We start from the raw sequence: 13,726 nt of genomic DNA, 5'->3' as shown, positions 1-13,726 counted from the left end.
GGGAAGTTTAAAGTGATGTTTGTTAAGATACAAATCATCAAATCTTAATTAGTGCTTAAAAACTTTGGATTGTATTTCAAAATGCTAAGACTCCTAAAAATAATTTAAGCAAAAATTAATGTTTGTCTCCTATTGATTGATTCATAATGGGGATCAAAGGAAAAATAGATTAAATTCATTACTAAAATTTAGTACCTAACTCAAAAAATATAAATTAAATACAGAGGATTACAAATGACTAAGATACAAAAAATACGCTGCCCTAACTGTGGAAGTTTTGCCGAAAGAGAGCATTTCCCCCATCACGAAATTACTCAGACTGCTTGCCCAGTATGTGATTATTTCATGACCAATTGTTCTAAAACAGGACGTGTCATCGAATTTTACGCATCAGCAGGACGTAGTGCAGCTTGCCGTTAGCTCAAAGTTTCTAACTTTGTGGCCCGCAATTGTCCGCAGGCCGCATCGGCTTCTAAACCGCGAGAATAACGAACACTAACGGTAATATTTTGATTTTGTAAAACGTTTTTAAAAGCTTGAATACGTTGTTCACTTGGTCTTTGATAGTCGGCTTCTTGAATGGGATTATAGGGGATTAAGTTCACATGGGACTGAAATCCTCTAATTTTTTGGGCAAGTTCTGAAGCGTGTTCAGGTAAATCATTGACCTGTGCGAGTAAAACATACTCAAATGTTACTCGTCTGCCAGTAATTTTGACATACTCTCGACAGTCATTTAAAAGTTTTTCCAAAGGATAATGTTTTGCACTGGGTATAAGTTGTTCGCGTAATTTTTGATTAGATGCGTGTAAACTAACGGCAAAAGTTACCTGTAACTCATAAGAAGCAAGTTGTAAGATCTTCTCAGGTAATCCTACAGTAGAAATTGTTAAGTTACGTTGTCCGATCCCTACATCCTGATTTAATGACTTAACCGAAGCAACAACATCAGGGATATTTAACAACGGTTCCCCCATCCCCATATACACAACATTACTGACTCGTTGTTGAAAGTCTTCTTGTACGGTGAGAACTTGATCGACAATTTCATAAGATTTAAGATTACGAGTAAAACCATCTTTCCCCGTCGCGCAAAAATCACACGCCATCGCGCAACCCACTTGAGAAGAGACACAAACCGTCAGACGCTTATGACTGGGGATACCTACTGTTTCGACCACTTTTCCATCGGCTAATTTTAGGAGATATTTTCGTGTTTTATCGGGTGCTATGCTACGATGAGCAATAGTTGATCGACCAATGGGATAATCTGCAACTATTTCACGCCACGACTTGGGAAATACGGAAATATCAGACAGCGATCGGACTCCTTTTTCATATAGCCATTGATGTAATTGTTTTCCTCGATATGCGGGTTGTCCTTGTTCTTGTACCCACGCGGTTAATTCATTGACAGATTTACCTAATAATGCTGTTGATGTCATTTAAAATTGATCGTAATTTCAATATATCTCTTGATGCCTTTCCTATCCTAACGCTAATTAACGATGTAACAGTATTCAAAATATGACAACAGATTCTATTCAATTACCCGCTTGAAGTAATCCCAAACAGATCTATGATCGTCTGGGAATAACTGCTGAACAAATTAGCGAGTTTTGCCAACAATGGGAAATTCAAGAATGAGCATTATTTGGTTCAGTGTTAAGAGATGATTTTAACGAGGATAGTGACATCGATTTTTTGTACGTCTTTTTTCCTGATGCTAAATGGGGCTTAAAAGAATGGTTAAGAATGGAAGACCAACTTCAAAAATTAGTCAGTAGAGATATTGATCTCGTTTCCAAACAAAGTATAGAAAATAGCCATAACTGGATTCGCCGTCGTAATATATTAGGTAGCGCAAAGATTATTTATGCAAGATTCGGTTAGGTTTGCTGAACTGATTTTATTGTCTAATCTCCAAAAACCAGCCAAGAGACAATACAATTGTACTACTATAGTTTAAATTCGTAAATTGCGAATGGTTGCTTTACCACAAAGAACATCTTGATTAAAAGTAATACGTTTTAATAAATCTTCCATTGTTTTAACCGTTTAAGTATCTAAATTTTCGTTTTATCCTCTAATTAGGTCTTTCACCCAAATACATTAACAACTCATTAGCAATTCTATACGATGCACCCAAGGGGCCAAAACGACGGCGACCATTTTCTAAACAAGCTGCAAAATAGTCTTCATCATATAGGGTTTTGCTGACAACTTGCGCCGCTTTTTTCAAGATTTCTGCGTCTGCGGTCTTAGTTCCTACCGTTTGTACAGAACATCCTAACAGTCTGGTTTGTGCCTCGGCAAACGCATAAGTAAATTGTGGCCCTTCTCCTGCAATTTGGACAATGGGTTTACCAATAGCCACCGCTTGATCGACGGCTAAACCTGCCATGCCGATTACTAGAGTACAATAGTTGATAATGTCGTTGAACGCATCGGAATAACATAAAACTTCTGCGACAACTGAACCTGTTCGATCAAGATAAGTTAGTTTACCGTTGTCGTGTTGCCATCCTAAACGTGAGGCAATTTCACCCAATTGTGACATTAAACTTGATACTAAAGCCGCCCGAAATGCTACGGGTTGTTGTCCCATGACTTGGGCTATTTCTAAAACCAATTGTAATTGTAAAGCGAAGTTTCTTTCTGCTTCGGGAAGACGCGACCCAGGTAACAGTGCAATCATGGGTGTATTTGGTGCTAACTGTAAATCTTTACCACTGGGAACCAGTCGATCTAGTGACGGAATTCCCCCAAATTTAGCTTTTTTGAATCCCTGTTTTTGTAAATCCTCGGCTGTGTAAGCATCTCTTGTGAAAATTGTCAAGCATTTAGGCGATCGCAAACAATAGGATAAGATTAATTCCAGTTTTAAACGTCCTTCATAGAGACTCGATAAACAAGAAATAAAAGAAACATAAGGACGACCTGATAAATAAGCAAAAGACTGTCCTACAGTATCACCCGTTGCCATCACTAAATCACAACTTGGAGCATAACGCCGTACTGCTTGTAACTGATGCCACGTTAAACTAATCATGCCCGCTTGAATATCTTTAATCAATCGTAAACGGTTCATATAGGTAAAACCGCCAGAAGGTAGATTTAGTGTCGGCCCGATAATGGGAATATCTAGAGAACGATATGCTTTACCTTCTCCAACAATGGGCATCGCTGCGATTTCTAAATCGGGCGATAATTCTCGTAAAGTCTGAATAACATGGGCGGAGTGATTATCTTCTCCGTGACCGTTGCTAATGAATAAAATTCGCTTGGAAGCGGGCATCTGTAACCTGTTTTTATAGTATTGGTGTACTTAAAAAATGAATCTAATGTTAAATTGAAAACACTAGCCTAATATAATACTGGATTGGTGCAATTTTTTGAGACTTTGTTGGCTGTAGCATTCGTTCCGTATCAAAAAACGCATAGGACTTAGGAACAGAACTGAGTTATTGTAAAAGCTAGAATGTTGATATCTTTAAAACAATAACGTGGAATTAAAACAGGTAATTATTGCCCATAAAGCGAATCATCAGCTAAGTAAATCTTGGGCTGAAAAATGTGCTAAACAACTAGAAGCAATGAACTGTAAAGTGTTGATGGGGCCAAGTGGTTTTAAAGATAATCCCTATCCTGTGTTTTTAGCCTCGGCATCTGAAAAAATTGATTTAGCGGTTGTTTTAGGGGGCGATGGAACGGTTTTAGCGGCTTCTCGCTATCTAGCCGCCGAAAAAATTCCGATGTTAGCCGTGAATGTTGGCGGACACTTAGGGTTTTTAACTGAACCGTTCGAGATGTTTCAAGATACCGAAAAAGTTTGGGAACGCCTTAAATCTGATCGTTATGCGGTTCAAGAACGGATGATGTTAGAAGCGAGAATTTATGAAGGCGATCGCATGAACCCCGAAGCCGTTAGCGATCGTTTCTATGCACTAAATGAGATGTGTGTCAAGCCTGCGAGTATTGATCGAATGCCCACTTCTATTTTAGAGCTTGAAGTAGATGGGGAGGTGGTGGATCAATATCAAGGGGATGGTTTATTAGTGGCGACTCCAACGGGTTCAACCTGTTATACGGCTTCAGCAAATGGGCCAATTGTACATCCTGGGATGAATGCGATCGTAATTACACCGATTTGTCCTTTGAGTTTATCGAGTCGTCCTATTGTGATTCCTCCCGGTTCATCTGTCAATGTTTGGCCACTAGAAGATAAAGATTTATATACTAAGCTGTGGGCTGATGGGTCTTTAAGTACATCAATTTGGCCTGGTCAATGGGTGGGTATTACAATGGCCCAAAATCCAGCACGATTTATCCTGTTGCGAGAGAGTTATTCTTTTTATGAAACGCTGCGGGATAAATTACAATGGGCTGGTGCAAGATTTCATTACAGCAATAACCATCGCAACTCACAGAATTAGAAATAACTGAGTAACTGTTGACGCGGGTTAAATGTTTCCATTTCCCGTATTTTTTGATACAAAGCTTGTTCCTCTTCACTCAGTTCTGAGGGGCTAACAATGGAAATTTCTACCAATTGGTCGCCGCGTTTGCCTTCAGTACTTGGATAACCTTTATTCGCTAGACGTAATCTTTGACCTGATTTTACACCACGAGGAACGGTCATCTTCACTAAACCATCAATGGTCGGAATTTCGATTAAACCGCCTAATGTCGCTTCACTGGGTGTAATTGGAATTTGACAGTAAATATCGGAACCTTGTATTTTAAAAAAAGGATGAAGTGCAACCGTAATTTTTAGATAAAGATCTCCGCCATCAATTCCCTGACCTTTGAGACGAATTTTTTGTCCATCAATCATCCCAGGGGGCATATCCACCTCTAAAGACCGTCCATCCTCTAGACGAATACGCTGTCTACCCCCTTGATAGGCTCTTTCCAAGGGCAATGTTAATCTTGCTTCAACATCTCGACGAGTCAGACGCGGTTGCGGTGAGGCTGCCGCCATTTTAGGACGTTTGCTAGTGGTATTGTTAAAATCTTTAAACTTCCAAAGATCGAATTCTTGACGTGCGTCTGTCCCGTTTCCGTTGCTTGAATTAGATTTAGGGGGTCTGCGTCGGTTACCACCCAGTAACGATCGATTATACTCCGATCGCTTCTGATCATCGGAGAGTGTATCATAAGCCTCGTTAATATCTTTAAATTGTTCCTCGGCGGTTTTATCCCCTGGATTAACATCAGGATGATATTGACGCGCTAATCTGCGGAAGGCCTTTTTAATGTCATCATTAGACGCATTGCGAGGCACCCCTAAAATTTCATAATAGTTACGAACTTGCTGCATATAACAGTAATAACGTTTGTTAATTCGCTAACGAAATAGAATTCAAGAAAATTGTGACCTTCTTAGAACCAATCATCATCACTTTCATCCCAGTTATTTTGAGCGGGAATATCACGGGAACGACGCTTACTTTGATAACGGCGATCTTGATTATTATAATCGTCGTTAGAAAGAGAACGTTGATCTCGATTATCTGATGAATAATTATCTCGATTGGGTGAACGATAGGACTCAGAATTATTGGAGTTATTACGGTAGTCGTCATTACGGGAACGCGAGTCAGAGTAACCCGAATTAGAACGAGAATCTTGATAACTGGGGTTAGGACGCGACGGATAATCAGAGTAACCCGAATTCGGACGTGATGGATAATCAGAATAACCTGAATTGGGACGCGACGGATAATCATCGCGATAATTATTGCGTTGCGGAGGATACAGGTAATCATCCTTGTCATCCCCAGTCAAAGTCTTACGAATCGAACTAAAGAAACCCTCGTTATCTTCTTCGTACTGTAAACGAACTTCGCGATTAATTTCGTACAAGACATCCTGTAAATCAGCTTGCGCTCTATCTAAGCGTCTTTCGTCATTTTTGTCAAGACTATCAAGAATTTCAGCACATAAGGTTTCGACTTGCCGACGATAGGGTCGAGTAAATTCATTGCCAAAGTCTAATGTAATATCTTTTAAACGGCGTTGAGCTTGATCTGTGAGTGATTTAGCGCGGTTGCGTTTTTCGACCCTTTCGCGGCGTTCTCTGTCCTGTTGAGAAAATTCTTCGGCATCACGAATCATGCGACCAATTTCGGCTTCACTTAGAGTAGAAGCCCCTTGAATGACAACACTTTGTTCACGTCCTGTCATTTTATCCCGTGCAGTTACTTGTAGAATCCCATTAGCATCAATATCAAACGCCACTTGAATTTGCGGTATTCCTCTGGGGGCGGGTGGAATTCCTGTTAACTTAAACCGTCCTAAAGATTTATTATCGGTTGCCATTTCACGCTCACCCTGCATCACGTGAATTTCCACCAACGTTTGATTATTTTCCCCAGTCGAAAAAATATCCGAACGACGAACGGGTATCGTTGTATTTCTGGGAATTAGTTTTTTCATCACACCGCCAATCGTTTCTAAACCCAGAGAAAGCGGCGTAACATCCAGTAATAGGACATCTTTGACCTGTCCGCCTAAAATTCCTGCTTGAATCGCTGCGCCAACCGCTACCACTTCATCAGGGTTAACATTTTGGTTAGGAAGCTTGTCAATAAAACTTCTAACCAATCCCTGAACCATCGGCATTCGAGTCGCACCGCCCACTAGCACAACTTCGTCAATTTGTACAGGGGTCAAACCTGCATCCGATAAAGCACGTTTTAAAGGACGACGTAAGCGAGTGATTAAATCACCACACAGGGTTTCAAATTCAGTGCGTGTGAGGCGGGTTTCAATGTGTTTTGGCCCGTCATCGGTCGCAATAATAAACGGGAGATTGATATCAGTGACACTTACGCCAGAAAGCTCGATTTTGGCTTTTTCTGCTGCTTCCGTAAGACGTTGTAGTGCTTGGCGGTCTTTTCTGAGGTCTACGCTTTCTTGTTCTAAAAATTGATTAGCTAACCAGTCTACAATTCGTTTATCAAAATCATTTCCCCCTAACTGGGTATCACCACTGGTTGCCTTGACTTCAAAAACACCATCACCCACTTCTAGGATCGATACATCAAATGTACCACCTCCTAAATCAAAAACCATAATTTTACGGCTTTCTCGTTGATCTAAACCATAGGCTAATGAGGCAGCTGTTGGTTCATTAATAATACGAAGAACTTCTAACCCTGCAATTCGTCCTGCGTCACGAGTAGCTTGTCGTTGAGAATCGTTAAAATAGGCTGGAACGGTAATCACTGCGCCAGTGACTTCTTCCCCTAAATAACGGCTGGCTTCTTCAGCTAACCGTCGTAAAATCATCGCGGAAACTTCTTCAGGGGAAAATTCTTTTTTCAGTTTCGGACATTTAATTTTAATATTACCTTCTTCATCGCGCCGCACGGTGTAGGGGACTTGTTTAGATTCGGGATTAAGTTCGGCGTAGCGACGACCCATAAATCTTTTGATCCCATAAAATGTATTTTGTGGATTTAATACCGCTTGTCGGCGTGCCATTTGTCCGACGACGAGTTCTCCATCTTTATTAAAGCCTACCACAGAAGGAGTTGTCCGCATACCTTCTGAGTTAGCAATTACAAGAGGTTTTCCCCCATCCATAATGGCTACTACTGAGTTTGTTGTCCCTAAATCGATGCCGACTACTCTACCCATGCTTGTTTTATGCTCCAGCTACATCCGTTCATGATCATCTCGTTTTTCCTTCAAGAGTTTAGAATGATCATGCACCATTGACAATATTGTATCTAATCCTTTGAGTCTTATTGCGAGAACGCTTTTTACAACTTCGTTTAACAGAAAAGCTACAATACAAATATCTTAGGACTTCTCACAAGATATGCCAGCCGTCATCTTAAATCTAGACACAGTAGAACTAACTGACGAGCAATTTTATCGCCTCTGTCAAGTTAATCATGATTGGCAACTCGAAAGAACCGCGAAAGGAGAATTAATCGTTATGCCACCTGTCGGGGGAATTAGTGGTAATCGTGAAGCTAATTTTATTGCAGATTTGGTCATTTGGAATCGTCAAACAGGTTTTGGGTTTGTATTTAGTTCCTCGACAATTTTTCGTTTACCCAATGGCGGAGATAGGTCACCCGATGCAGCATGGGTGAGTCTAGAACGGTGGCAATCTTTAAATACCGAACAACAAGAAAAATTTCCCCCCATTTGTCCCGATTTTGTTATTGAATTGCGTTCTCGTACTGATGAACTACCTCCTCTACGCGAGAAAATGCAGGAATATCTCAACAGTGGTTTACGACTAGGATGGCTAATTAATCCACAAGATCAACAAGTTGAAATTTATCGCTCTTTCTCAAGCACAGAAGTGATACAACTTCCCGCGACACTAAAAGGTGAAGACGTGTTACAGGGTTTTCAATTGTTTGTACCGTGTTTTTAGCCAATCTCAAGTTCTAATTCAGACCAATCGCAAAAATCGACAGACCTCATATAATAAGACTTATGCAATGTTAAGAAATGTATGGCTCGCGTTTATCGTAACGAGAGATACTCATCTATAGAGGAGTAATAGCAAAACCGTGTTTGTTCTTAAAGGTTATGAATATTTATTAGGGTTTCTGCTGGCTTGTAGTCTTGTTCCCATTCTAGCTCTGACAGCTTCAAAACTCTTGCGTCCGAGTGGTGGTGGGCCTGAACGTTTAACAACCTATGAGTCGGGAATGGAACCTATTGGCGGAGCTTGGATACAATTCAATATCCGTTATTATATGTTTGCCCTCGTTTTTGTTGTTTTTGACGTAGAAACGGTTTTTCTTTACCCTTGGGCAGTTGCTTTCAGTCAGTTGGGTTTACTAGCTTTTATCGAAGCCTTGATCTTTATCTCTATTTTAGTTGTTGCCCTCGTTTATGCCTGGCGTAAGGGTGCGCTGGAATGGTCTTAATATCTTCTTTCATTTTATAATTTCGTTCCTTGAAAACTAAAATTATGAGTCCCAATCCTACCAGTGAACTAGATCGTCTTGCTCTTGAGCAAACCGAAAAAATTTTCAATCCGATTAGTCGATCGCAAGTTACTCAAGATCTTTCAGAAAACGTGATCTTGACCACCGTTGATGACCTGCATAACTGGGCAAGATTGTCAAGTCTTTGGCCCTTATTATATGGAACGGCTTGCTGTTTCATCGAATTTGCAGCGTTAATTGGTTCTCGCTTTGATTTTGACCGCTATGGGTTAGTCCCTCGTTCGAGTCCCAGACAAGCAGATTTAATCATTGTTGCGGGAACAGTTACGATGAAAATGGCTCCCGCATTAGTTCGTCTTTATGAAGAAATGCCCGAACCCAAATACGTGATTGCGATGGGTGCTTGTACCATTACTGGGGGTATGTTTAGTAGCGACTCGACAACAGCAGTACGCGGAGTTGATAAACTAATTCCAGTTGATGTTTATCTTCCTGGTTGTCCCCCTCGTCCTGAAGCAATTTTTGATGCCATTATTAAACTACGGAAAAAGGTATCAAATGAGTCGGTTCAAGAACGATCGACGATCATGCAGCAAACCCACCGCTATTATAGTACGACCCATGAGATGAACGCAGTTTCGCCGATTCTTACAGGGAAATATCTCCAGACAGCAACTCGTCAAGCACCACCATCATTAGAAGCAGCTACCGAAATGCCTGTTTCTTCTGCACTCAGTGAAGTACAAATTGAAAAGGAGGGAATCGCTCGTGCCTGAAGATAATACACCTGAAGCAGTAACCGAAACCTCAAGTATTGTTCAAGCAGGGCCTACATCAATCTGGCTTAATGATAATGGTTTTGACCATGAAGTATTAGCCCCAGATCATTTAGGAGTCGAGTTAATTAAAGTCGAGCCAGATTTTTTAATCCCCATTGCGACAGCTTTGTATGCTAATGGTTTCAATTATCTTCAATGTCAGGGGGCCTATGATCTAGGCCCAGGTAAAGAGTTAGTCAGCTTTTATCATCTAGTAAAGTTAGGTGATGATGTAGTACAACCCGAAGAAGTGAGGTTAAAAGTCTTCTTACCCAGAGAAAACCCCAGAATACCTTCTGTCTATTGGATCTGGAAAGCAGCTGACTGGCAAGAACGAGAAAGTTACGATATGTTTGGTATTGTTTATGAAGGACATCCCGACCTGAAACGGATTTTAATGCCTGAAGATTGGGTAGGTTGGCCACTTCGTAAAGATTATATATCACCCGACTTTTATGAGTTGCAAGACGCATACTAACACTCATCAGTAAACAGTCATCAGTCAATAAGCTGTTGATTGTTTACTCTTTTCACGCATGCGTATCAATCAAACCTCAACTTTAAGAGCGATCTTGAAGAGATCCGCGTAAGCGGTGTCTAAACACAAAAACGAAAAGGCTTTACAAATTTATATTAAACTGAGTGATGATCTATAGAATTATACAATTGAGATTAATTGGGAATGGAAATCGGACAAAAAGTTAAGGTTTATCGTCTAAGAGATCGGGTATCTGGTCAAATAGTTAACACACTAGGTAAAGTCGGCGTGATCACAGACTTTAAAATGACAGATGGAAGCGGAGTAGGTGTTGTTGTCCAATTTAGTGACAAGTCTTCTACTTGGTTCTTTGAAGACGAATTAAAACCAGTAGACTAGATAAAAGGTGAGAGGTAACGGGAAGAGGAATTTTTGACTATGGCCTTGATTTTGACATTTTTGGGTAAGGGTGGCAGTGGCCGCAGTACTATGGCGATCGCTGCTGCTAGACAACTCGCTAATACAGGTGTTCGCGTCCTGCTGGTTGGACAAGATCCTAGTCCTGCTTGGGGAATGCTTCTCGAAGTACCTCCAAGTACCTCTCCCACCGAGATCGCTCCTAATTTAGCAGTCGTTCAATTAGTAACAACAGTTTTATTAGAACGAAACTGGGAAGAAGTTAAAGAACTAGAAAAAAAATATTTACGCTCCCCAATTCTAAAAAATGTCTATGGGCAAGAGTTAGGCATTTTACCAGGGATGGATAACGGTTTAGCATTAAACGCCCTGCGAGAATACGAAAAAAGCGGAAAATATGATGTAATTGTCTATGATGGGACTGGCGATCTCAATATGTTGAGAATGCTAGGAATACCAGAAGTGACAAGCTGGTATGTTCGTCGTTTCCGTCAAGTGTTTGCCGACTCAGATTTAGGTCGTGCTATTTCTCCTTTTATTCAACCCATCGCCAGTACAATTTTAAACGTTTCTTTAAACCCTGAAGATTGGATTAAAGATCCCAACAATCCAGCTAATAATATCCTTGAAGAAGGAAAAGCTGCAATGGCCGATTCTTCAAGAGTCGCCGCTTATTTAGTCACAACCGATGATCCCATTGCTATCGCTACTGCTAAGTATCTTTGGGGAAGCGCACAACAAATCGGTTTAAGCGTCAAGGGAGTCTTACTCAATCAAGCGGCATCTTCTGAAACCATTACCAATCAATTTACTCCTCTATCCGTCATTGCAGTCCCCTCTCGCACGGGTTCCGACTGGAATGCTGTGATTGATGCACTGCCAAACTTTAGAGAATCGATATCAATTCCTCAACCGCTAACCATTGATACAACAAACCGCCAAGTAAAAGTATTTTTGCCCGGATTTGATAAAAAGCAAGTCAAACTAACCCAATCAGGGCCAGAAATTACCATAGAAGCAGGGAATCAACGACGCAATATAAATGTACCTGCGCCTTTGAGTGGTCAACCCGTGAAAGGGGCTAAATTTCAAGATGGTTATTTAATTATTTCATTCTAAATCCTATGTCTAACGCTACTTCTGATCCAACACCCGAAAGCACTCGTAACGCTAAAACCAGACAACTCTTAGGGATGAAAGGGGCTGCCCCAGGCGAAACATCGATTTGGAAAATTCGCCTACAATTAATGAAGCCGATTACATGGATTCCTCTAATTTGGGGAGTTGTTTGTGGTGCTGCGTCTTCGGGGGGTTATGTTTGGGGTCTAGAAGATTTCCTAAAAGCTTTAACCTGTATGCTGCTGTCGGGGCCTTTAATGGCAGGATATACCCAAACGCTTAATGATTTTTATGATCGCGAAATTGACGCAATTAATGAACCCTATCGCCCGATCCCATCTGGTGCAATTTCCGTTCCCCAAGTCGCCACACAAATTATCGTCTTACTCTTGGGTGGCCTTGGAATTTCTTATCTGTTAGATCTATGGGCGGGACATAAATTCCCGATTATGACCTGTTTAACCTTATTTGGTGCGTTTATTGCCTATATTTATTCCGCACCACCACTCAAACTTAAACAAAATGGCTGGTTGGGTAATTATGCCCTTGGTTCTAGTTATATCGCCTTACCTTGGTGGGCGGGTCATGCCTTATTCGGTCAATTGAATACGACAATTATTGTTCTGACTCTATTTTATAGTTTGGCAGGTTTAGGAATTGCCGTCGTCAATGATTTTAAAAGTGTGGAAGGCGATCGCCAACTGGGGTTAAAATCTTTACCTGTCATGTTTGGTATTACAACCGCCGCCTGGATTTGTGTCATTATGATTGATGTGTTTCAAGCGGGAATCGCAGGATATCTCATCAGTATTGGTCAAAACCTCTATGCAACGATACTTTTATTACTGATTATTCCTCAGATCACCTTTCAGGATATGTATTTTTTACGTGATCCGCTAAATAATGATGTAAAATACCAAGCAAGCGCACAACCTTTCTTAGTTTTGGGTATGTTAGTCACAGGACTAGCTCTCGGCCATGCCAGCATATAAGAATGGATTGTACGACTATACAAGTGCAAGCACATCAATTTCTGGCAATGTCAATACTCTGAATCACAATCTCTGTATGAGCAGTGTATTGACATCAGTTCAGATGATTTAACAAACTATTGGTATTTGGGATTATCGTTATTGTTACAGGGTCAAGTTGAGATGCACAAGAGGTATTGGTTTTTGATCTTGTTGCAACTAGAACCAGAAGAATTAGAAACCCGTTCAGAAGAACTGAAGCAACTGCTCATACAAGAAGCTCAAACCTATCATCAAGTAAGTTATCTCTAGGCTGCCGCACAAATTTATTCACATCTGTTACAAGAAAATCCAGATTTAGGAGAAGTTTATTTTAAATTAGTAGATGTTATAGCAGATTGTGGAGAATTTAGCACTGCTCAACAACTTTATGAGAATGCGCTGGAGTACGCACTCTTAACCAATAGTATTCAATATTATCTAGATTTATGGCGTTGTTTACTCGATCAAGGAGAGTATCTAAAGGCTTATCATTATATTAATCACGCACTGACTCAAGATCCTGAAAATCTTTTAGATCGAAAATGGTTTGCTATTTCTTTAAGTTACATCACTTTTAATGCTTCATCTCCTCAAGTTATTCAAGAAATTCTGCGATGTTTCGCTGAACCAGAAATATATAAACAAAATTTGCTCAATCTAACTCTTTCTATTTTAAAGTCAAGTGAGGATTTTAAGATTTTAAATTGGGCAATTAATAATCAAACTGCACAAATTCAAAACGATTATGAGCAAGGGAAACTCGCTACTATTTTAGAAAATCCACTTTTTCTAAATCTGCTAGAAAAAACCTTGATTCATGATAGCTCTTTCGAAAAGTTTTTAACCCTATTGCGAAAAATTGTTTTATTTGATAATCAAAACTGTTCTTTAGAGTTTTTATATGCTTTAGCTCAACGTTCTTTAATGTTTTAATAATGATACCAAGTTGCGAATTGT

The 13,726-nt window shown here is 40.3% G+C and carries 15 protein-coding genes and 1 pseudogene; 12 read left to right on the top strand and 4 right to left on the bottom strand.

The features are described 5' to 3' along the window. Positions 1 to 234: 234 nt before the first annotated feature. On the top strand, positions 235 to 420 hold the full coding sequence (locus CFPU101_RS12465; RefSeq protein WP_206815668.1) for a replication restart DNA helicase PriA: 186 nt from the start codon (positions 235 to 237) through the stop codon (positions 418 to 420). On the opposite strand, the gene rlmN is transcribed toward CFPU101_RS12465, so the two are convergent. Further along, a complete protein-coding gene (gene rlmN / locus CFPU101_RS12460; RefSeq protein ID WP_206815667.1) occupies positions 417 to 1,445 on the bottom strand; it encodes a 23S rRNA (adenine(2503)-C(2))-methyltransferase RlmN in 1,029 nt (342 codons plus the stop codon). The genes CFPU101_RS12465 and rlmN overlap by 4 nt on opposite strands. 214 nt (positions 1,446 to 1,659) lie before the next feature. Between rlmN and CFPU101_RS12455 the strand changes: the two are divergent. Then, positions 1,660 to 1,893, top strand: a pseudogene (locus CFPU101_RS12455) (nucleotidyltransferase family protein); the annotation flags it as partial. 193 nt (positions 1,894 to 2,086) lie between these two features. On the opposite strand, the gene CFPU101_RS12450 reads toward CFPU101_RS12455, so the two are convergent. Beyond that, positions 2,087 to 3,298 (bottom strand): lipid-A-disaccharide synthase-related protein, encoded by a 1,212-nt coding sequence (locus CFPU101_RS12450; RefSeq protein WP_206815666.1) that lies wholly within the window; start codon positions 3,296 to 3,298, stop codon positions 2,087 to 2,089. Positions 3,299 to 3,506: 208 nt separating this feature from the next. Between CFPU101_RS12450 and CFPU101_RS12445 the strand changes: the two genes are divergently transcribed. Next, on the top strand, positions 3,507 to 4,436 hold the full coding sequence (locus CFPU101_RS12445; RefSeq protein WP_206815665.1) for an NAD(+) kinase: 930 nt from the start codon (positions 3,507 to 3,509) through the stop codon (positions 4,434 to 4,436). Here CFPU101_RS12445 and CFPU101_RS12440 read toward each other — a convergent pair. Both CFPU101_RS12440 and dnaK read right to left on the bottom strand, forming a co-directional pair. Continuing rightward, the gene (locus tag CFPU101_RS12440; protein ID WP_206815664.1) at positions 4,433 to 5,323 is read right to left on the bottom strand and encodes a DnaJ C-terminal domain-containing protein; all 891 of its coding nucleotides are present in this window, start codon (positions 5,321 to 5,323) and stop codon (positions 4,433 to 4,435) included. The genes CFPU101_RS12445 and CFPU101_RS12440 overlap by 4 nt on opposite strands. Positions 5,324 to 5,385: 62 nt before the next feature. Then, entirely contained in the window at positions 5,386 to 7,647 is a 2,262-nt protein-coding gene (gene dnaK, locus CFPU101_RS12435) for a molecular chaperone DnaK (RefSeq protein ID WP_206815663.1), read from the bottom strand. A gap of 184 nt (positions 7,648 to 7,831) precedes the next feature. Here dnaK and CFPU101_RS12430 point away from each other — a divergent pair, with 184 nt between their 5' ends. The 9 genes from CFPU101_RS12430 (at position 7,832) to CFPU101_RS12390 (ending at position 13,702) form a co-directional block, all read left to right on the top strand. Next, positions 7,832 to 8,401: a Uma2 family endonuclease gene (locus CFPU101_RS12430; protein ID WP_206815662.1), complete on the top strand. Its 570-nt coding sequence runs from the start codon at positions 7,832 to 7,834 to the stop codon at positions 8,399 to 8,401. A gap of 139 nt (positions 8,402 to 8,540) precedes the next feature. Next, the gene (gene ndhC, locus CFPU101_RS12425) at positions 8,541 to 8,903 is read left to right on the top strand and encodes a photosynthetic/respiratory NAD(P)H-quinone oxidoreductase subunit C (RefSeq protein ID WP_206815661.1); all 363 of its coding nucleotides are present in this window, start codon (positions 8,541 to 8,543) and stop codon (positions 8,901 to 8,903) included. A 44-nt stretch (positions 8,904 to 8,947) separates the two neighbouring features. Further along, positions 8,948 to 9,700 carry a photosynthetic/respiratory NAD(P)H-quinone oxidoreductase subunit K gene (gene ndhK, locus CFPU101_RS12420; RefSeq protein WP_206815660.1) on the top strand — a complete coding sequence of 251 codons (753 nt, stop codon included), beginning with the start codon at positions 8,948 to 8,950 and terminating at the stop codon, positions 9,698 to 9,700. Further along, a complete protein-coding gene (locus tag CFPU101_RS12415; RefSeq protein ID WP_206815659.1) occupies positions 9,693 to 10,220 on the top strand; it encodes an NAD(P)H-quinone oxidoreductase subunit J in 528 nt (175 codons plus the stop codon). The genes ndhK and CFPU101_RS12415 overlap by 8 nt, the downstream gene beginning before the upstream one ends. Positions 10,221 to 10,424: 204 nt before the next feature. Next, positions 10,425 to 10,619: a DUF2862 domain-containing protein gene (locus CFPU101_RS12410; RefSeq protein WP_206815658.1), complete on the top strand. Its 195-nt coding sequence runs from the start codon at positions 10,425 to 10,427 to the stop codon at positions 10,617 to 10,619. Positions 10,620 to 10,658: 39 nt separating this feature from the next. Further along, positions 10,659 to 11,756 carry an ArsA family ATPase gene (locus tag CFPU101_RS12405; RefSeq protein ID WP_206815657.1) on the top strand — a complete coding sequence of 366 codons (1,098 nt, stop codon included), beginning with the start codon at positions 10,659 to 10,661 and terminating at the stop codon, positions 11,754 to 11,756. 5 nt (positions 11,757 to 11,761) lie between these two features. Then, entirely contained in the window at positions 11,762 to 12,748 is a 987-nt protein-coding gene (gene chlG / locus CFPU101_RS12400; protein ID WP_206815656.1) for a chlorophyll synthase ChlG, read from the top strand. Between the two features lie 141 nt (positions 12,749 to 12,889). Beyond that, positions 12,890 to 13,039: a hypothetical protein gene (locus tag CFPU101_RS12395; protein WP_206815655.1), complete on the top strand. Its 150-nt coding sequence runs from the start codon at positions 12,890 to 12,892 to the stop codon at positions 13,037 to 13,039. 378 nt (positions 13,040 to 13,417) lie between these two features. Next, positions 13,418 to 13,702 carry a hypothetical protein gene (locus tag CFPU101_RS12390; RefSeq protein ID WP_206815654.1) on the top strand — a complete coding sequence of 95 codons (285 nt, stop codon included), beginning with the start codon at positions 13,418 to 13,420 and terminating at the stop codon, positions 13,700 to 13,702. Positions 13,703 to 13,726: the final 24 nt, after the last annotated feature.

The sequence above is a fragment of the Chroococcus sp. FPU101 genome (genome assembly GCF_017312365.1).
GTDB lineage: Bacteria > Cyanobacteriota > Cyanobacteriia > Cyanobacteriales > Microcystaceae > Chroococcus.
Note: the sequence above shows the minus strand (reverse complement) of the source record. Positions and strands in the feature narration are given on the sequence as shown.